15 protein-coding genes are annotated in these 19,577 nt (G+C 53.0%); 12 read left to right on the top strand and 3 right to left on the bottom strand.

Annotated elements, in window-relative coordinates:
• Position 1: 1 nt before the first annotated feature.
• Genes carA through pyrE form a run of 6 tightly spaced genes read left to right on the top strand, consistent with a single transcriptional unit; the run spans position 2 to position 7,254 of the window.
• The gene (gene carA / locus BO53_RS0111845; RefSeq protein WP_037342271.1) at positions 2-1,084 is read left to right on the top strand and encodes a glutamine-hydrolyzing carbamoyl-phosphate synthase small subunit; all 1,083 of its coding nucleotides are present in this window, start codon (positions 2-4) and stop codon (positions 1,082-1,084) included.
• Positions 1,077-4,253: a carbamoyl-phosphate synthase large subunit gene (gene carB / locus BO53_RS0111850; RefSeq protein ID WP_031548464.1), complete on the top strand. Its 3,177-nt coding sequence runs from the start codon at positions 1,077-1,079 to the stop codon at positions 4,251-4,253. The genes carA and carB overlap by 8 nt, the downstream gene beginning before the upstream one ends.
• Positions 4,254-4,261: 8 nt before the next feature.
• Positions 4,262-5,011: a dihydroorotate dehydrogenase electron transfer subunit gene (locus BO53_RS0111855; RefSeq protein WP_031548466.1), complete on the top strand. Its 750-nt coding sequence runs from the start codon at positions 4,262-4,264 to the stop codon at positions 5,009-5,011.
• Positions 5,008-5,922, top strand: coding sequence for a dihydroorotate dehydrogenase (locus tag BO53_RS0111860; protein WP_031548468.1), 915 nt, complete (start codon positions 5,008-5,010; stop codon positions 5,920-5,922). The genes BO53_RS0111855 and BO53_RS0111860 overlap by 4 nt, the downstream gene beginning before the upstream one ends.
• 16 nt (positions 5,923-5,938) lie before the next feature.
• Positions 5,939-6,637: an orotidine-5'-phosphate decarboxylase gene (gene pyrF / locus BO53_RS0111865; RefSeq protein WP_031548469.1), complete on the top strand. Its 699-nt coding sequence runs from the start codon at positions 5,939-5,941 to the stop codon at positions 6,635-6,637.
• Positions 6,637-7,254, top strand: coding sequence for an orotate phosphoribosyltransferase (pyrE, locus tag BO53_RS0111870; protein ID WP_156956147.1), 618 nt, complete (start codon positions 6,637-6,639; stop codon positions 7,252-7,254). The genes pyrF and pyrE overlap by 1 nt, the downstream gene beginning before the upstream one ends.
• Before the next feature lie 36 nt (positions 7,255-7,290).
• Here pyrE and BO53_RS0111875 read toward each other — a convergent pair whose 3' ends face one another.
• Together BO53_RS0111875 and pulA are read right to left on the bottom strand one after the other, a co-directional pair.
• Positions 7,291-8,934 carry a phospho-sugar mutase gene (locus tag BO53_RS0111875; protein ID WP_031548473.1) on the bottom strand — a complete coding sequence of 548 codons (1,644 nt, stop codon included), beginning with the start codon at positions 8,932-8,934 and terminating at the stop codon, positions 7,291-7,293.
• A 16-nt stretch (positions 8,935-8,950) separates the two neighbouring features.
• On the bottom strand, positions 8,951-11,035 hold the full coding sequence (gene pulA / locus BO53_RS13500) for a type I pullulanase (protein WP_051683113.1): 2,085 nt from the start codon (positions 11,033-11,035) through the stop codon (positions 8,951-8,953).
• A 159-nt stretch (positions 11,036-11,194) separates the two neighbouring features.
• Between pulA and glgB the strand changes: the two genes are divergently transcribed.
• The 4 genes from glgB to BO53_RS0111900 are packed head-to-tail and all read left to right on the top strand — an operon-like array spanning position 11,195 to position 16,804.
• Positions 11,195-13,120: a 1,4-alpha-glucan branching protein GlgB gene (gene glgB, locus BO53_RS0111885; protein WP_037342202.1), complete on the top strand. Its 1,926-nt coding sequence runs from the start codon at positions 11,195-11,197 to the stop codon at positions 13,118-13,120.
• Position 13,121: 1 nt separating this feature from the next.
• Positions 13,122-14,279 (top strand): glucose-1-phosphate adenylyltransferase, encoded by a 1,158-nt coding sequence (locus tag BO53_RS0111890; protein ID WP_037342204.1) that lies wholly within the window; start codon positions 13,122-13,124, stop codon positions 14,277-14,279.
• Positions 14,272-15,372, top strand: coding sequence for a glucose-1-phosphate adenylyltransferase subunit GlgD (gene glgD, locus BO53_RS0111895; protein ID WP_031548482.1), 1,101 nt, complete (start codon positions 14,272-14,274; stop codon positions 15,370-15,372). The genes BO53_RS0111890 and glgD overlap by 8 nt, the downstream gene beginning before the upstream one ends.
• A gap of 25 nt (positions 15,373-15,397) precedes the next feature.
• Positions 15,398-16,804 carry a glycogen synthase gene (locus tag BO53_RS0111900; protein ID WP_031548484.1) on the top strand — a complete coding sequence of 469 codons (1,407 nt, stop codon included), beginning with the start codon at positions 15,398-15,400 and terminating at the stop codon, positions 16,802-16,804.
• A gap of 69 nt (positions 16,805-16,873) precedes the next feature.
• On the opposite strand, the gene BO53_RS0111905 is transcribed toward BO53_RS0111900, so the two are convergent.
• Complete coding sequence (locus BO53_RS0111905; RefSeq protein WP_031548486.1) at positions 16,874-18,580, bottom strand: Rqc2 family fibronectin-binding protein; 1,707 nt, start codon at positions 18,578-18,580, stop codon at positions 16,874-16,876.
• 140 nt (positions 18,581-18,720) lie between these two features.
• Between BO53_RS0111905 and gmk the strand changes: the two genes are divergently transcribed.
• Complete coding sequence (gmk, locus tag BO53_RS0111910; protein WP_031548487.1) at positions 18,721-19,344, top strand: guanylate kinase; 624 nt, start codon at positions 18,721-18,723, stop codon at positions 19,342-19,344.
• Positions 19,344-19,538, top strand: coding sequence for a DNA-directed RNA polymerase subunit omega (gene rpoZ / locus BO53_RS0111915; RefSeq protein WP_031548489.1), 195 nt, complete (start codon positions 19,344-19,346; stop codon positions 19,536-19,538). Before gmk ends, rpoZ begins: the two co-directional genes overlap by 1 nt.
• The last annotated feature ends 39 nt before the right edge of the window (positions 19,539-19,577 follow it).

Raw genomic sequence — 19,577 nt, forward strand, 5'->3', positions numbered from 1 at the left:
GCTGAAGGAAAAGAGATATCTGGTACTGGAAGATGGCACCGTGTACGAGGGCTATCCATTTGGAGCGAACAGGGCATCCGAAGGGGAGCTCGTCTTCAACACATCGATGACAGGGGTTCAGGAAGTCATTACCGATCTGTCCTATACGGATCAGATCGTTACGTTCACCTATCCACTGATCGGCAATACGGGCATGAATATAGAGGACAGCGAATCATTCAGTGCACAGGCACGCGGCGTTGTCGTCAGGGAAGCATGTACAGATCCTTCGAACTTCCGTACGACGGAAACGCTCGATGCATTCCTGAAGCGCCATGACATACCGGGGATCAGCGGCATCGATACCCGAAGCATCACCAGAAAGCTCAGAAGCGGCGGGGTGATGAAGGCGGTCATCACTGATGAAACATATCATGAGGACCTCATCGAACTGCTGCAGAATTCGACCTTCCGCACAGACCAGGTCAAGCGTGCCTCAACAAAAACACCATACATTTCAACCGGTCCGGGGCCGCGTGTCGTTCTGATCGACTACGGCAAGAAGGAGAACATCGTCCGCCAGCTGAATTCATACGGATGTGATGTGACGGTGGTGCCGCATGACACAACTGCCGAAGAGATCAGGCAGATGCGTCCCGACGGTGTGATGCTGTCCAACGGGCCAGGGGACCCTGCAAACATTCCCGATCAGATCAAAACGGTGAGGGAACTGCTCGGCATCCCGATGTTCGGCATCTGCATGGGCCACCAGCTGTTCGGTCTCGCGTGCGGCGCAAGGACCTACAAGATGAAATTCGGACACCGCGGCAGCAACCATCCTGTAAAGAACCTCTCAAACGGTAAGATAGAGATCACATCACAGAACCACGGCTTCTCGATCGATCCGGATACACTCGAGGGCACATCCCTCGAAGTGACGCATCTCGCATTGAACGATGGCACGGTGGAAGGGCTGCGCCACACAGAATATCCTGCATTTTCAGTACAGTATCACCCGGAAGCGGGTGCCGGACCCCATGATCCGGGATATCTTTTCAATGAATTCATAGAACTGATGAACCAAAAGGAGGCCAACCATGCCTAAACGTGAAGACATCAAAACCATTCTGGTCATAGGAAGCGGACCGATCATCATCGGCCAGGCGGCAGAGTTCGACTATGCGGGGACGCAGGCCTGTCTCGCATTGAAGGAGGAAGGCTACCGCGTCATCCTTGTGAATTCCAATCCAGCAACAATCATGACGGACAAGGAGATTGCGGACGTCGTCTACATCGAACCATTGACGCCGGACTTCATCGCAAGGATCATCCGCAAGGAGCATCCCGACGCGCTGCTTCCGACACTCGGCGGCCAGGTCGGCCTGAACATGGCAGTAGAACTCGATCGTCTCGGCATCCTTGAAGAGAACGGTGTGGAACTGCTCGGTACGAAGCTCGACTCGATCAAGCAGGCTGAAGACCGCGACCTCTTCAGGCAGCTGATGAACCAGATGGAAGTGCCGGTTCCGGACTCCGACATCATCACGACGATGGAGGAGGCCCATACATTCAAGGACCGTGTCGGCTACCCATTCATCGTGCGTCCCGCCTTCACAATGGGCGGTACAGGCGGCGGCATCTGCTACAATGACGCGGATCTCGCTGAAATTGTGGCGAACGGCCTCAAGTATTCGCCTGTAAGCCAGTGCCTCGTCGAAAAGTCGATTGCCGGATTCAAGGAGATCGAATACGAAGTGATGCGCGATTCCAACGACAATGCGATCGTCGTCTGCAACATGGAGAACATCGATCCCGTCGGCATCCATACAGGGGACTCCATCGTCGTCGCACCGACACAGACGCTGACCGACAAGGAACACCAGATGCTCCGTGACGTTTCCCTGGGCGTCATCCGCGAACTCGGCATCGAAGGCGGATGCAACGTGCAGCTTGCGCTCGACCCGGATTCCTTCGACTACTACATCATCGAAGTCAATCCGAGGGTTTCCCGCTCTTCAGCGCTCGCTTCGAAGGCGACGGGCTATCCAATCGCAAAGCTTGCAGCAAAAATCGCCATCGGCATGACGCTCGATGAAATGATCAACCCGATCACCGGCACAAGCTATGCGGCATTCGAGCCAGCTCTCGACTATGTCGTCTCCAAGATTCCTCGCTTCCCATTCGACAAGTTCGAAAAGGGGGAACGCAAGCTGGGAACGCAGATGAAGGCGACGGGTGAAGTCATGGCAATCGGCCGTACGTATGAGGAGTCCCTGCTCAAGGCAATCCGTTCACTCGAGTACGGCGTCCATCACCTCGGCCTGCCGAACGGGGACGATTTCGAACTCGACTACATCAATGAGATGATCCAGAAGCAGAGTGATGAGAGGCTCTTCTACATCGGTGAGGCACTGAGGCGTGGCGTCTCCAAGGAGACCATCCACGAGTGGACGAAGATCGACATGTTCTTCCTGAAGAAGTTCGAGCACATCATCGAAATTGAACATGAGCTGAAGGAGAATCAGGGGTCCATGGACCATCTGAAGTGGGCGAAGACCTACGGCTTCAGCGACAGGGTCATCGGCCACCGCTGGGGTATGGATGAGAAGGAAATATTCCAGCTCCGAAAGTCCAACGGCATCATGCCGGTATACAAGATGGTGGACACGTGTGCCGCGGAATTCGAATCCGAGACGCCTTACTTCTATGGCACATACGAATTCGAAAATGAGTCGATCGTCAGCGACAGGGAAAAGATCGTCGTCCTCGGCAGCGGACCGATCCGCATCGGGCAGGGGGTCGAGTTCGACTATGCCACCGTCCATGCAGTATGGGCCATACAGGAAGCCGGATATGAAGCGATCATCATCAACAACAACCCGGAGACCGTCTCCACGGACTTCTCGATTTCCGACAAGCTCTATTTTGAACCGCTGACGCACGAGGATGTCATGAACGTCATCGACCTGGAGCAGCCGAAAGGCGTCGTCGTCCAGTTCGGCGGACAGACGGCAATCAACCTGGCGGACAGGCTGGAGCGTGACGGCGTGAGGATACTCGGTACATCGCTTGATGACCTGGACCGTGCAGAGGACAGGAAGCGCTTTGAAGCGCTGCTGCGAAAGATCGATGTGCCACAGCCGCTCGGCAAGACGGCGACTAATGAACAGGAGGCGCTGGATAATGCGGAGCATATCGGCTATCCGGTCCTCGTCCGTCCAAGCTACGTCCTCGGCGGCCGTGCGATGGAAATCGTCTACAACGAAGATGAACTCAAGAACTACATGAGAGATGCGGTCAAGGCATCACCGGAGCATCCGGTACTGATCGACCGCTACCTGACTGGAAAAGAGATAGAAGTCGACGCCATCAGCGACGGGAAGAATGTCATCATCCCCGGCATCATGGAGCACATCGAACGTGCAGGTGTCCACTCCGGGGACTCCATTGCTGTGTACCCGCCGGTGACATTGACCAACAATGAAATCAACACGCTTAAGGAATACACCCAGAAGCTCGCGCTCGGCCTGAAGACGGTGGGACTGATCAACATCCAGTTCGTCCTGTCGGATGGAGAGGTATTTGTACTTGAAGTCAATCCGCGCGCCAGCCGTACAGTGCCGTTCATGAGCAAGATTACTGAAATCCCGATGGCGAACCTCGCGATGAAGGCGATCCTCGGTACAGACCTCAAAGAGACCGGTTATCCGCTTGGTCTGGCACCATTCAAGCAGGGCTACCATGTGAAGGCACCGGTATTCAGCTTCAGCAAGCTCAAGAACGTGGACATCACGCTCGGACCTGAAATGAAATCCACAGGCGAAGTCATGGGCAAGGACCTGAGCCTCAACAAGGCGCTCTACAAGGGGCTTGTGGCCAGCGGGCTGGAAGTCAAGGACCACGGTACGGTGCTCATGACCGTTGCAGACAAGGATAAGGAGGAAGCGGTCGAGCTTGCCCACCGCCTGTCCCAGTGCGGCTACCGCATCATGGCGACCGCAGGGACCGGCGAGGCGCTGGCAGAACGCCAAATCCCCTATATCACTGTAAACAAGGTCAGTGAAGGCCAGGACAGCCTTCTCAAATGGATCCAGAACGGCAGCGTGCAGATCGTCATCAACACGATGACGAAAGGAAAGCAGGTTGAAAGGGACGGTTTCAGAATCAGGAGGGAATCGGTCGAGAACGGCATCCCATGCCTGACTTCGCTCGACACTGCACGTACGCTCGTCGAAGTGATAGAAAGCATGACGTTCAATATGGAAAAGATGTAGGTGAGGATATGAAGAATATCATGACAGTCGTCGCCCAGAACCGCATTGCCGATAAAATCCACGAAATGGTGCTCGAAGGGGAAATCACCGGAAGCATGAAGACACCGGGGCAGTTCGTCCATGTCCGCATCAATGATACGACGGAACATGTCCTGAGGCGTCCGATCTCCATCGCGGATATTGACCCGGAGCACTCCCGGTTCACCATCGTGTACCGTGCTGAAGGGGAGGGGACGAGAAAGCTGTCGAAGCTCGGCCCCGGGGATACACTCGATATCCTCTCCCCGCTCGGCAGGGGGTACCCGGTCGAACAGAACACGCACGTATTGATCGTCGGCGGCGGCATCGGTGTGCCGCCATTGTATGAGCTGTCCAAGCAGCTGAACAGGAAAGGTGTCAGGACCACCCATGTACTCGGTTTCAATTCAAAGAAGGATGTGTTCTATGAAGAGAAGTTCGGGGCCCTTGGTGACACACATATTGCCACTGCAGACGGCTCGTACGGGACGGAAGGCTACGTCACGGATGTGATCCGGACACTCGATGCCGATTTCGACTGCTTCTATGCCTGCGGACCCAAGATGATGCTGAAGGTGCTGAGTGAAACGATGGACCTTGATGGCTACATCTCCCTTGAGGAACGTATGGGATGCGGCTTCGGGGTATGCTATGCATGCGTCTGCGAGACGGCTGAGGGCGACTGGATCAAGCTGTGCACGGAAGGTCCCGTCTTCAGGAAAGGGGAGATCATACTATGAACAGGGAAGCGCTGAAAATCAACCTCCCCGGCCTTGAGCTGAAAAACCCCGTAATGCCGGCATCCGGCTGTTTCAGTTTCGGCGAGGAATTCTCGAAGCTGTATGACCTGTCGGAACTTGGGGCCATCATGGTCAAGGCGGCGACACACGAGCCGAGGATCGGCAACCGGACACCGCGTGTCGCCGAAACCTCAAGCGGCATGCTGAATGCCATCGGACTTCAGAATCCGGGTGTGGATCATATCCTTGAACATGAACTCAAATTCCTCGAGCAGTATGATGTGCCGATCATCGCCAATGTGGCAGGCAGTGAAATCGATGACTATGCAATCGTTGCGGACAAGATTTCAAAGGCGCCGAACGTAAAGGCCATCGAGCTTAATATTTCCTGCCCGAATGTCAAAGAGGGCGGCATCCAGTTCGGAACCGATCCCGAGACGGCACGCCGTCTGACCGCCCGTGTAAAGGAAGTATCGGATGTGCCGGTCTATGTAAAGCTTTCGCCCAACGTGACCAGCATCGTCGATATGGCACTCAGTGTCGGCGATATCGCCGATGGTCTGACGATGATCAACACACTCGTCGGCATGAGGCTGGATGGCAATGGACAACCGATCCTCTCCAATGTGACGGGCGGGCTCAGCGGGCCGGCCATCAAGCCGGTCAGCCTGAATATGATCTATCAGGTACGCCAGCATCTGCCGCATATTCCGATCATCGGCATGGGCGGCATCGCGACTGCCGATGATATTCTGGACTACATCTCTGTCGGTGCGGATGCGGTGGCCATCGGAACGATGAACTTCACCGATCCGATGATCTGCCCGGCACTGATCGAAGCATTGGACGAGAGGCTCGTGGAAATGGGCATCACCCACCTCCATGACCTGAAGGGCCGCGCCTACAAATAAGCTGAGGAGGAAACTTATGAACAGACCGATCATTGCCCTCGACTTCGGTACGATGGCAGAAGCGCAACAGTTTCTTGATAAATTTGAAGAGCCGCTTTTCGTGAAGGTGGGAATGGAGCTCTACTTGCAGAATGGCCCGGATATAATCAGGGAGATCAGGGCCATGGGTCATGACATATTCCTCGACCTGAAGCTGCATGACATACCGAATACTGTGGGGAGGGCGATGGAGGGACTTGGGAAGCTTGATGTGCAGATGACCAATGTCCATGCCCAGGGCGGCACGCCCATGATGAAGCGGGCGGCTGAGTCCTTTAGGGACCATAACCCCGATGGCATACTGATTGCAGTGACGCAGTTGACTTCAACGAGCGAGGAAATGATGCAGACAGAGCAGAAATCGTCGCTGACATTGGACGAAAGTGTCATTCACTATGCCCAGCTGGCCCGGCAGGCGGGACTGGACGGAGTGGTATCCTCCCCACTTGAGTCGGCGCTCATCCATGAAGCGTGCGGCGGTGAATTCCTTACGGTGACTCCGGGCATCCGGCTCGCCGATGATTCAAAGGATGACCAGTCGCGCGTCGTCACGCCGTCGAAGGCCCATCACCTGGGCAGCGACTATATCGTCGTCGGGCGATCCATCACCCAGGCGGCGGATCCAACAGCACGATATGCACAAATAAAAGAAGAATGGGAAAGCGGGGAAGAGTAGTGGAAACACGTGTAGCGGAAATCCTATTGGACATCAACGCAGTGGAACTCAGTCCGGAGGCGCCATTCACATGGTCGAGCGGCATCGTCTCCCCGATATACTGTGACAACAGGAAAATCATCGGTGATGTCGGGGCAAGGAGTGAAATTGCAGACGCTTTTGCAGAAATGATAAAAGTACAGGCACCAGACGCAGAAATCATAGCGGGTACATCGACTGCCGGCATCCCGCATGCCGCCTTCATCAGTGAACGGCTCGGACTGCCGATGTGCTATGTGCGCGGCAGCAGAAAGAAGCACGGCAAAGGCAATCAGATTGAAGGGGCCTCAGTGGACGGGAAGAAGGTCGTACTCATCGAGGACCTCATCTCCACAGGCGGATCGAGCCTTGAAGCGGCAGAAGCGCTGAAGGAAAATGGGGCCGATCTGCTGACGGTGATCGCGATTTTCACCTATGGCATCCCCCGTGCCGATGAAGCATTCAAAGATACGGGGCTTTCGTACCATACATTAAGCACCCTCGATGCCCTGATTGATGTCAGCATGGACCGTGGTGCAATTGATGAAAAGCAGAAGGAAACGATCCTCCAGTTCCGGCAGAAGCTGTCGCAAAAATAAGAAGAACGAAATGGGAAATACCCATTTCGTTCTTTTTTATACACCGAATATCATATCATTGATGAGTTTTGCTTCCTGCTCGATGTGATCGCTGTCGAGTGATACATAAAGTTTGATTTTCGGTTCCGTTCCGGAAGGCCTCAGGGCGATCCATCCATCGTCGAAATGGATTTTTATGACATCTGCCTTCGGCAACTCGATGTCTTCCGACGTACCGTCACGGTAAGTCCGCTTCTGTGTCTTGAAATCCTCGGTCATGACGACTTCCCGCCTGTCCAGTTCGTTCGGGGTGTTTGTGCGGAACTGCCTCATGATTTCATTGATCTTCTCCTTGCCGCTCGTCCCTTCGAAAGTATGGCTGAACAGGACTTCCATACGGCGTCCATAGGTTTCATAGACCGCCTCAAGTTCATCAACGAGTGTCCGTCCGCTGTTCTTCAGTTCACTGGCCATGCCGATGATGTACGGCACGATCTGTATGGCATCCTTGTCCCTGACGAAAGGTTCAAGGAGGTAGCCGTAGCTCTCCTCATATCCGAGCACGAATGTCCTGTCGGATTCACCTTCCATTGCCTCGATCTGTTCGCCGATATATTTGAAGCCTGTAAGGACCTCTATCATTTCCCCACCTTTGTCTTCAGTAATCTTGCGGCCGAGGTCGCTTGTAACAATCGACTTGATGACCACAGGGGTGGAACCTTTGTGGTGCTCCAGACGGTGTTTCAGCAGGAGGATGCCCAGCTGGTTGCCGTTCAGATGTACATAGTGGCCGTCGTGGAGAACTTCGATGCCGATCCTGTCGGCATCCGGATCTGTTGCGATCAGAAGATCCGCACCTGTATCGGTGCCGAGCCTGCGTGCTGCTTCGAATGCATCCTCACTCTCCGGGTTCGGCGACTTGACCGTAGGAAAGTCGCCATCCGGCCGGCACTGGTCCTTGACAAGCTGGTAGTTTTCATAGTCCAGTGAATCGAGAAGATCGGGAACGATTGGTACGCTTGTGCCGTGGAGGCTAGAGAAGACGACTTTCATGTCGGAAGATGGAATCTCGGGAATGAATGAAGTGATCCTTGCCCTGTACTGGTCCTCCATCTCGACCGAGATGTATTGTGCCTTTCCGGATTCGAGCGCCTCCTCAAAGGACACGGTGCCGATATTGAAGATGTCCTCTATGGCATTGATCTTTTCGCTCAGGCTTGCCGCAGGCGCATCGATCAGCTGTGCCCCGTCCGGTCCGTAGACTTTGATGCCGTTGTATTCCGGCGGATTATGGCTGGCGGTGATCATGATGCCGAGATCCGCTCCGTGCTCCCTGACATGGAAGGAGAGTTCGGGCGTCGAGATGTATTTCTCGGAAAGTCGGACATTGACATCATTCTGTACAAGCACACCCGTCATCGTCTCCGCGAATTCCGGGGAGAAATGCCTCGTGTCATAGCCGATGACGACGAGCGGGTCCGTCGCACCTTCCAGGTTGTGTGCGATGCCGAGCGCCACCTTTTCAACTGTATAGCGGTTCAGGCGGTTGGGTCCGAGACCGATCTTCCCCCTGATTCCTGCAGTACCGAATGAAAGCGTACCGGAAAATGCATCCGCCTTCTCCTCCTCCGTAAGCGCCTCGTAAGCTTCCTCTGTAATGAAACTGTTGCCGATATGTTCTTCCCATTGTGCTCTGTCCACAAAGATCACACTCCTATTATTCTGTATATTGGTGTTGATGCATATTCGCCACTTTCCTCAGAACCGCCACCTCGTAGCCCTTGATGTAGAAGCTGCGTGTATATACCGCCTTGTCGTAATGGCGCTGGTTGGAGATTTCTATCTCGTAGGGATCCTGTGTATCAAAACCGAGCTCCATCGATTTTTCAGTCGGGTTGATGATGATCATGAATTCACTGTTCCGATACGAGACCTTCACTCCAAAGCCGTTCGGCAGATTGCTGAAGGTCATGAATGAAAGGGCGCTATTGATGCGCTCCCGGTCCTTCAGCCTGAACACTTCCTCCTTTTTTCTGAACTGGACCAGGGACTTGAAGAATTCGATATTATCCTGGTATTTTGCGCGCCTGTTCCAGTCCATCCGGTTGAGCATATCACTCAGGTTGTAGGTATTCCCGTGGCCATACTTCGTCCTGAAGAATTCCTGTCCCGCATGGAGGAAGGGTGTACCGAAGGACAGGAGGACGAGGGCTGTGGCAATCTGGTGCTGGCTCTCCAGTATATACTGCCGCTTCCCGGATGAATACCTCAGCCGGTCATACAATGTATGGTTGTCATGGACTTCTACATAATTGACGCTCATCAGGGCGGTGAACGGTCTGTGGAAGCCGGTGAACAGGTCACGGATGACATCTATTCCCTGTCCATCACCATTTACATACCCTTTTTCACTGAGTTCAAAATTACTTCCCTTGATCGAATCCCGGTAATGGTCGTTGAAGAAGTGGACCGAGGGGACATGATAGCTGTGTTCGGGAAGCGTCTTCTTGCTGTAGTCGAGGGCGGTCGGCAGGTCCCACCCTTCCCCGAGGAGGAAAATTTCACGGCCCTGCCTGTGCACGATGGATTCGATGCCCTGCATCGTTTCTATATCCAATGCCCCCATCAGGTCGAACCGGTAGCCATCAATCCGGTACTGTTCAAGCCAGAAATGGATCGTGTCGGCGATGAAGCGGCGTCCCATCATCTTCTCGGAAGCGAAATCATTGCCGACGCCTGTACCATTGGACAGCGACAGATCCTCATTATGCCTGAAATAATATCCGGGGACGAGTTTATCGAAATTTGAATCCTCCACACAGTAGACATGGTTGAGAACCACATCGAGAATGATCTTCATGCCGTTTTCATGCAGTGTCCGGATCAATGTCTGCAGCTCGATGATGCGGTTGATGGGGTCGTTCGGATCTGTTGCATAGCTGCCTTCCGGGACCATGAAGAAATGTGGATCGTATCCCCAGTTATAGCTTTTATCCCGGTTGAGTTCATCCACAGTGATGAAATCATTCACCGGCATCAGCTGGATGTGTGTCACTCCGAGCTCCTTGAGGTAGTTGAGCCCGCTCGAGAGCCGGTGCTTGGTGGTCGTCTGTTCAGTCATGCCGAGGTAGCGGCCTTTCCATTCCTCTTTGACCCCGCTGTTGGGGTGGGATGTGATGTCCCTGACATGTGTTTCATAGATGATGGCGGAATCATTCGGTATATCCGGAATGTGATGATCGGTGAATCCGGGGTTGATGCGTTCGAAGTCGACGATCATCGCCTCCTTCCCATTTGCCGATACTGCTTTGACATAGGGATCGATCACATTATGCGTCACATGATTATGGCTTGCTTCGTAGTGGTAATACTTACCGTGACAGTCCTGTGCAATCACCTTTTCAAAGTAGCCATCGATCTTGTCCATGTTGTAGGCCTGGCCATCCAGTATGAGCCGACACTGGACGACGGTCGGTGCAAATACCCTGAAGACGGTCCGGTCCTTTGAATAGGTGGCCCCCATCTGTTTTTCTGTGGAGTATTTCATGTCGAATTCTATGGACAATATATAGCGCCCCATCAGAAGCGGGAACATCCTGCCCTCAAATCTGATGTGTGTAAAATGGTTGAGGTTTACAGGATGGGTGAGCCAGACAGTAAGGTAGGCACCTGCATTTTCGATCTTTCTTATTGGAAGTGCTTCATCGTTCTGGAGGACCGCCAGGTCATTTCCGTATTCGCCCTGTGTGCCTTTTCTGACTATAGTGATCTGATCTGGTGCATCAAGATATGCATCAATCATAAAAAGCCTCCGTCCGGTTGAATGTGATAGTGTTAGTATATAGAATGAATACTGTAGCATGTAGTCTGACAATTATAAAAATTTTATACATTTTCTTTTTTTAGTTGTATAATCGGTGTTAAGGGTATGTCTATAGTATAACGCAAAGGGGGAAATATTTTGAGTGAAGAAAACTTGGAAATGGATAAATACCTGTTTCATCAGGGTACCCATTACAACGCCTACAATTTCATGGGCGCGCATGTGACGGAAGAGGGAGTGCGGTTCATCACATGGGCACCGAATGCCAGGCATGTCCAGCTTGCCTGCAACTACAATGACTATTCGGGCGAAGGCTTCGATTTCGAGAGGCTCGGTGACCAGGGACTGTGGATTCTGACCACTTCCCGTGTGGGCGTCGGAGACACCTACAAGTACAAAATCCATTTTGAAGATGGCCATCATCTCAAATCGGACCCGTTCGGCTCCTATCACGAACGGCGCCCGGCAACTGCGAGCATCGTCCATGAAGATGACTTTGAATTCACGGATGATGAATGGATGTCAAAGCGTCGCAGTTCCAATGTATATGAATCCCCGATCAGCATCTATGAAATGCACCTTGGTACATGGATGAAGCATCCGGTCGAGGAGACCGAGGGCATGACAATTGATGAGATTACAGACGCGTCGCACTTCAGCTACAGGGAAGTGGCGGATCATCTGATCCCCTATCTGCAGGAGCTTGAATACACCCATGTGGAGTTCCTTCCACTGATGGAGCATCCCTTCGACCTTTCATGGGGCTATCAGGTGACGGGCTACTTCTCCGCCACAAGCCGCTACGGGAAACCCGAGGATCTGAAGTACCTGATCAACCGGCTCCACGAGGCGGGAATCGGCGTCATCATGGATTTCGTACCTGCGCATTTCTGCAAGGATGCCCACGGGCTGAGGCTCTTTGACGGGTCACCCACATATGAACATCCGGACGAGAAAATAGCAGAGAAGAAGGAATGGGGGACACTGACATTCGACTATGGCAGGCCGGAAGTCCAATCCTTCCTCGTCTCGTCGGCCATGTACTGGATCAGGGAGTTCCATATCGACGGGCTCCGGATTGATGCTGTCCACAGCATGATCGACCTGAATTTTGAAAATCATGAACCGGACTCCAAGATTTACAATGAAAAGGGTACAGAAGAGAATATAGCGGGTATTGAACTGTTGAAGAAATTGAATGCCGTCGCCTTCGATTATGATGAAACGCTGCTCATGATGGCGGAAGATTCATCGGACAAGGCGATGATTACACATCCAATCCATGAAGGCGGGCTCGGTTTCAATTTCAAGTGGGACCTCGGTTGGATGCATGACCGGCTGGACTACATGGAGCAGGATTTCTACGCCAGGGCCCAAAACCATAACAAGCTCACCTTCTCCATGGCATACAAGTACAATGAAAATTACCTGCTGCCGCTCTCCCATGATGAAGTGGTGCACGGCAAGAAGGCCATCGTCGATAAGATGACCGGAGACCAGTGGCAGAAGTTTGCCCAGACACGGCTCCTCTACGGCAACCAGTTCACTGAACCGGGCAAGCAGCTGCTCTTCATGGGCCAGGAGTTCGGCATGTACCATGAGTGGAAGGATAAGGAGCAGGTGGACTGGCATCTGTTGGACTATCCGGTACATGTGGATCTGAAACGCTATGTATCGAATCTGAACCGCTTCTATCGGAAGCATCCTGAATTTCATGGATGGGACTACAGGCCTGAAGGTTTCAGGTGGCTGCTTGTGGACGACAGCACGCACTCCATATTGAGTTATGTGCGCAAATACAAGGATTCCTTCAAGGTCTGCGTATTCAACTATCGTCCCGAAGTCTACCATGATTTCAGGATTCCTGTGCCGGAACCGGGTGTATACCGTGAGATATTCAACAGTGACAGGGACATCTATTCGGGATCGGGTGTCCTGAATGATGGCCGTCATTTCACCACCGACGAGCACTACGTCAGGGAATCGCAGTTCATCCAGATCACCGTGGCACCTTTGGCATTTCAAGTATTCGAACTAGAAGATAAGACAAAAGGGAGGAAGTAGCATGACATCAAAAACAGTAGCAATGCTATTGGCAGGGGGGCAGGGGACACGTCTTGGCGAATTGACCAAGACCCTTGCCAAGCCGGCGGTGCCCTTCGGGGGCAAATACCGCATCATCGACTTCACAATGAGCAATCTTGCAAATTCGGGCATCTCCACCGTGGGGCTTCTCGTACAGTATTCCCCGCTGATGCTGAACAAGCATATCGGCATCGGAAAACCGTGGGGGCTTGACAGGCAGTATGGCGGGGTGAGCGTGCTGTCACCCTATTCAAGCCGCGAGGGGAGTGCATGGTTCAGCGGTACTGCAGACGCCATCGTGAAGAACAGGCATTTTGTGGAGCAGTACGAACCGGATGAACTGATCGTACTGAGTGGCGACCATATCTATCAGATGGACTACACCAAAATGCTCGAATTCCACCGGGAGAATGGGGCGGATGCAACGATTTCCGCCATCGAAGTGCCGATGGACGAGGCCAGCCGGTTCGGCATCCTCAATACGAATGACGACTTCAGCATCTATGAGTTCGATGAAAAGCCCGAGCATCCGAAGAACAACCTGGCCTCGATGGGGGTTTACATCTTCAACTGGAGCACCATCAAGCCCTATCTGCTCGAGGACGAAAAGGATGAGGGAAGCGATCACGACTTCGGGAAGGACATCATTCCGAAGATGCTGGAGGATGACAGGAAGCTGTTCGCCTATCGTTTTGACGGCTACTGGAAGGATGTCGGAACGATCAAGAGCTATTGGGAGGCGAATATGGACCTTCTGAAGGAGGACTTCCAGACGCTGCTGATGTCAAAGGAATGGCCGACCTATCCGAACGAGGAAAACCGCCCGCCAGAGTATATCGGGGAGACTGCAGAAATCAACAATTCACTCATCTCTCCGGGGTCCTTCATCGAAGGGTCGATCGACAACTCGATACTGTTCGTCGGGGTGGAGACGATGGAAGGTGCCAGTGTGAAGGATTCCATCATCCTGCCTGACGCCGTCATCGGCAGAAATGTCACACTCGACTGTGCCATCGTCATGTCGGATGTGGAGATACCGGACGGTACGCGCATTGTGGCCTCAAACGATGAGCCGGTCGTCATCAGTCCCGATACGCTGAAAGATTATATAGCAGAAGGAGGTAGTCAAAATGGATAAAGGAGTACTTGGACTCATCAACCTACAGCCGGAGCAGGATTACCTGGACGAGCTGACCTATTTCAGAAGCAGCGGATCGGTCCCGTTCATGGGACGGTACCGACTGATCGACTTCGCGATCACCAACATGGCGAATTCCGGGGTCAGTGTCATCGGCGTATTCGCCGGACACAAGTTCAGGTCCCTGCTCGACCACTTGAACCGCAAGGAGGATTTCGGGCTGGAGGGGAGACAGGCCAAGATCTTCGTCCTGCCTCCGGACTGGAACGATCCGTCGGACATCTCAGAGGGCGACCTCAAGCACTTCCACAACCATGACGATCTCTTCAGGCGATTCAAAGGGGATCAGGTGATCATCTCAGGTACGCAGTTCATTTCCAATACCGACTACACCGAGGCGGTCAGGTACCATAAGGAGAACGACAAGGATATAACATTCGTTGGTGAAGAGGTGGAGAATCCGCCGAATAGCCCCATCCTCAGATTGGTGACCGAAGGGGACCAGGTGACCGGGTTCACACATGATCAGGATAACGGGCACCTCTATTCCGGAGTCTACATCATCAAGAAGGAAGTCCTGAAGAACATCGTCCGATTCTGCATCGACAACTATAAGCACAGCCTGTTCCATAACGGCATCCGGGAGAAGCTTGAGGAATATGATACCGGGTTCTATGATATCAAGGCGAAGACGCACTACTTCTATTCCGTCCAGTCCTACTTCCAAAACAGCATGGCGCTGCTCGACAAGGACCGCTACCGCGAATTCTTCTACGGCCAGAAGAAGGTGAAGACGAAGGTCAGCACGAACCCGCCGACCCTCTACAAGAATGACAGCAGTGCGAAAAGGTCTATCCTGTCCAATGGAACGACTGTGGAAGGGACGGTGGAGAATTCTGTCATTTCGAGGAACGTGTTCGTCGGAAAGGGCGCGACCGTCAAAAATTCCATTGTTTTCGCAAACTGCGTCATCGAGCCTGGTGCCCATCTTGAAAATGTCATCCTGGATAAGGATGTGACCATCACCGAAGGCCGCCAGCTGATAGGGTCGGAAGAGAAGCCGTATACAGTGCCAAAGCGCTCACGGATATAATAAGAAACCGGAAAGAAGTGACAGTATGAAACATGTTCTTTTTGCTGCAAGTGAATGTACGCCATTCATCAAGTCGGGAGGGCTTGCAGATGTAATCGGGAGCCTGCCCCAGGCGCTCGTCAAGGAAGGGGCGAAAGTCTCGGTCATCCTGCCCCTCTACAAGGAGATCATCCACTCCGAATACCGTGAGGACATGGAGGAAGTGATGATCTTCAACACGCAGGTCGGATGGCGCAACCAGTATACGCGCATACTGAAATATCGCGGCCGGGACGCAACCTACTATTTCGTCGACAATGAATACTATTTCAACCGAGACGGCCTGTATGGCTATATCGATGACGGCGAACGCTTCGTCTATTTCTCGAACGCCATCATCGAATTCATGTACAGGGTGGAGGAGTCGTATGACGTCCTGCACTGCCATGACTGGCAGACGGGCGCAGCTGTCGCAATCGGCAGCATCAAGCGGCCGCACCCCGGCATGAAGACCGTCTACACGATCCATAACATCCAGTATCAGGGCTGGATCGAACAGTCGGCATTCGGTGAGCTGTTCAACCTCGGACGCGAGCACTTTGCCGGTTTCGAATGGCAGGGCATGCTGAATATGATGAAGGCGGCCATACATCACGCGGATGTAATTACGACCGTATCGGAAACCTATGCCGAGGAGATCATGACACCGTTCTTCGGGGAAGGGCTCGAATCGGTGCTGGAATACAGGCGGGGAGATCTGCACGGGGTCATCAACGGCCTCGATACCTACGACTATAATCCGGTCAGGGATGAGGCCCTGTACCACCGCTACCGTTCTTCGCGCAAGACGAAGGCGAAGAACAAGACGGCGCTGCAGCGGGATCTTGGGCTGACTGTGGATGAGAACATCCCGATGTATGGGATCGTCACCCGCCTCGTCACCCAGAAGGGCATCGACCTCGTCGAACATATCATGCATGAATTCCTTACAGAGGATGTGCAGCTTGTGGTGCTCGGTTCAGGGGAAGCCGTATATGAAGACTACTTCAAGTCGCTTGTGCACCACTTCCCGGAAAAGGCGCATGTGACGCTCGGATTCAGTGAAGGCTATGCAAGGAAGATATACGCGGCGAGCGACTTCTTCATCATGCCGAGCCTGTTCGAGCCTTGCGGGCTCGGCCAGCTGATCGCCATCCGCTATCTTACGGCACCGATCGTCAGGGAGACGGGCGGCCTGAAGGATACGGTCATTCCATATAATGAATTCGACCACTCCGGCAACGGGTTCTCATTCGAGAACTACAATGCCCATGAACTGCTCAATGCGATGAAGTACAGCCTGTACATCTATCACCAGAAGGCACATATGGATGCATTATGCAGGAACATGACGGCATCCGACTACAGCTGGGCGAATTCAGCGCGCCAGTACATGTCTCTGTATGGTGTCTAGCACAAGGCGCGGAAAATGGAAAGGCACTGCTGAACCCAGTCACTTGGCTGGGTTCGGCAGTGCCTTCTTTCAGTTTGTCCGGCCGCTCTCCATCTGTTCGACCTTCGCTTTTACGGGGGTGACATGGACCGTCTTCTGGTCGGTGTAGGTGACGAAGCCGGGCTTCGCGCCGCTGACCTTGTGCACATGTTTGATCTCCGTATAGTCGACGGGGACCGATTCCGACTCCTGGGCTTTTGAATGGTAGGCGGCGAGCATCGCGGCCTCCAGGATGTCCTGATCTTCTATTTCGGATGCAGGGTGGGTGATGACCACGTGGGATCCCGGGATGTCCTTCGTGTGGAACCACAGGTGGTTGTTCTGTGCCTTTCTGCTGGTCAGATAGTCGTTCTGCTTGTTGTTCTTTCCGACGAGGACATCAAGGCCGCGCGTGGTGCGGTAGGCGTGGAGCTGGATCTTATTCTTCTTTTTCTTGGCGGACTGCTTCCGGTTGTTTTTGATGATGCCCTGTTCTGCGAGCTCTTCGCGTATTTCGTCGACTTCCTCCTCGGTCGTGATGCTGTCCATCTGATGGAGCAGGCTCGCGAAGTATTCGAGGTCCTCCCCTGCACGGTCCAGCTGCACAGCGGCGCTGTTCTCGCGGGTCTTGAGCTTGTTGTAGCGCTTGTAGTACTTCTGTGCATTGTCGCTGGCTGAGAGGTTCTTATCGAGCGGGATCTCGAGCGGCTCGTTCGTATAGTAGTCGATGACTTCGAGCGATTCGTCATAGGGCTTCACCTGATGCATATATGCAGTGAGCAGTTCCCCATACTTCTGATACTTGTCCTTTTCCGCCGCTTCCGCGAGATCTTCCTTGAGCTTCTCGACCTTCCGCTCCGTCTTTTCATATTCGCGCTCGATCAGATGCAGGTAGTCCTGTGCCTTCTGTTTGATGAGCGACTTCCTGTACCTGTCATGGTAGTAGTCGTCCATAAGCTGCGATAATGAATCATAGGTTTCGTAATCCTCCCCGAGATGGGAAAGGGGGGTGAAGTAGAAGACATCCCGGTCGCCTATGGTGTACATCACGGGTTTTACATCCTTGGCCTTCTCCATCGTCTCCCGTATGGCGGGTACGATGTTTTTTATCGTAAAGTACCTGGCGTTGTGCTCGACCTCCTTCACAAACAGTGGGCTGAAGCCCTCAACATTGGCCAGTATCTGCCTATGGATCTTGCCGGCATTGAAGTCGATCATGGCAGGCAGTTTTTCAATCGCATCGGTCCTCGGGTTCAGCTTCTCCTCCGTCGGCGGCGCCGTATAGTCGAACCCCGGCATGATCGTCCGGCTGTTGTTGTTCGGTGTCAGGTGCTTGATGCCGTCAAGGATTCTGTAGTCCGCATCCGTGATGACGATGTTCGAATGCCGGCCCATGACCTCAAGGATGAGTATACGCCTGATCTCATCGCCGATTTCATTTCTCGACTGTATATGGATTTCGACCCGCCGGTCGTTTCCGAGCTGCCTGATCTCCTGGATGATGCCGCCTTCGAGATGCTTTCTGGCGACGCGCAGGAACATCGGAGGCTCGAAGGGGAATTCGTATTTATGGCCGGTCAGATGGAAGCGTGCATACATGGGATGCGCGCTGATCAGCAGATTGTGGTTGCTGCCGGCGGAACGCACCTTGAAAACCATTGAAGTTTCATCTATCTGCTGTATTCTATTGATCTTGCCCCGCTTGAGCACTTCCAGTTCCCCAAGAAGCGCGTGGACAAAGTTGCCGTCGAATGCCATGGTTTCTTCCTCCTGTTTCAGACTATCCAATATTTTAACATGAAATCGGCCTCTTTGTTTACGGCCAGCGATTTAATGATGAATTTTTCTTCCGGATATGGTACATTAGGAGATAATTACAAATAGAAAGGTAACGTGTTATGACTTCAGACAAGGGACTGCTGATCGTCCTCTCCGGCCCTTCCGGTGTAGGCAAGGGAACGGTCAGAAAGGCGATCTTTGAACATCCGGAGACGGATTTCAAATACTCGATTTCAATGACGACGAGGAAAAAGCGTGAAGGCGAAGTGGATGGCGTGGACTATTTCTTCAAGACGAAGGAAGAGTTCGAGGCGCTGATAGAGCAGGACAAATTTATCGAGTACGCCCAATATGTTGGCAATTACTACGGTACGCCGGTAGACTATGTGGAGCAGACGATGGCCGACGGTCATGATGTCTTTTTGGAAATTGAAGTGGAGGGCGCGAAGCAGGTCAGGGAGAAGTTTCCCGAGGCCCTTTTCATCTTCCTTGCACCGCCTGACCTGACGCAGCTAGAAGAGCGGCTCGTCAACCGTGGCACGGATTCACCGGAAATCATCAGACACCGCATCGATGAGGCGAAACGTGAGCTGAAACTGATGAACCTGTATGACTATGTTGTGATCAATGATGATGTGGATCTGGCGCGCGGACGGGTACAGTGCATCGTCGAAGCGTCCCATATGAGGCGTGCCCGTGTAGAATCCAAACTAAGAAAAATGCTGTTGGAGGTTAATCAATAATGCTATACCCACCTATACATGAACTGAAAAAGAATGTCGATTCAAAATACCTTGTGGTCACAATGGCTGCCAAGCGTGCACGTCACCTGCAGGACCACCCGGATGATCTTGTGCTGGATGAATACAAGACGCTGAAGACGGTAAGCCGGGCGCTTGAAGAGATTGCTGAAAACAAAGTTAAAGAAAAACACTAGCTGACAAATTTTTGTCAGCTTTTTTTAAGAGGTGAAGAC

Origin of the sequence: Salinicoccus luteus DSM 17002, from assembly GCF_000712035.1 — a bacterium.
GTDB lineage: Bacteria > Bacillota > Bacilli > Staphylococcales > Salinicoccaceae > Salinicoccus > Salinicoccus luteus.

Bases quoted from the DNA above. Each gene is read 5' to 3' on its own strand.
- carB (WP_031548464.1), top strand. From the start codon at position 1,077: ATGCCTAAACGTGAAGACATCAAAACCATTCTGGTCATAGGAAGCGGA.
- BO53_RS0111855 (WP_031548466.1), top strand. From the start codon at position 4,262: ATGAAGAATATCATGACAGTCGTCGCCCAGAACCGCATTGCCGATAAA.
- BO53_RS0111860 (WP_031548468.1), top strand. From the start codon at position 5,008: ATGAACAGGGAAGCGCTGAAAATCAACCTCCCCGGCCTTGAGCTGAAA.
- pyrF (WP_031548469.1), top strand. From the start codon at position 5,939: ATGAACAGACCGATCATTGCCCTCGACTTCGGTACGATGGCAGAAGCG.
- pulA (WP_051683113.1), bottom strand. From the start codon at position 11,035: ATGATTGATGCATATCTTGATGCACCAGATCAGATCACTATAGTCAGA.
- BO53_RS0111890 (WP_037342204.1), top strand. From the start codon at position 13,122: ATGACATCAAAAACAGTAGCAATGCTATTGGCAGGGGGGCAGGGGACA.
- glgD (WP_031548482.1), top strand. From the start codon at position 14,272: ATGGATAAAGGAGTACTTGGACTCATCAACCTACAGCCGGAGCAGGAT.
- BO53_RS0111900 (WP_031548484.1), top strand. From the start codon at position 15,398: ATGAAACATGTTCTTTTTGCTGCAAGTGAATGTACGCCATTCATCAAG.
- BO53_RS0111905 (WP_031548486.1), bottom strand. From the start codon at position 18,580: ATGGCATTCGACGGCAACTTTGTCCACGCGCTTCTTGGGGAACTGGAA.
- gmk (WP_031548487.1), top strand. From the start codon at position 18,721: ATGACTTCAGACAAGGGACTGCTGATCGTCCTCTCCGGCCCTTCCGGT.
- rpoZ (WP_031548489.1), top strand. From the start codon at position 19,344: ATGCTATACCCACCTATACATGAACTGAAAAAGAATGTCGATTCAAAA.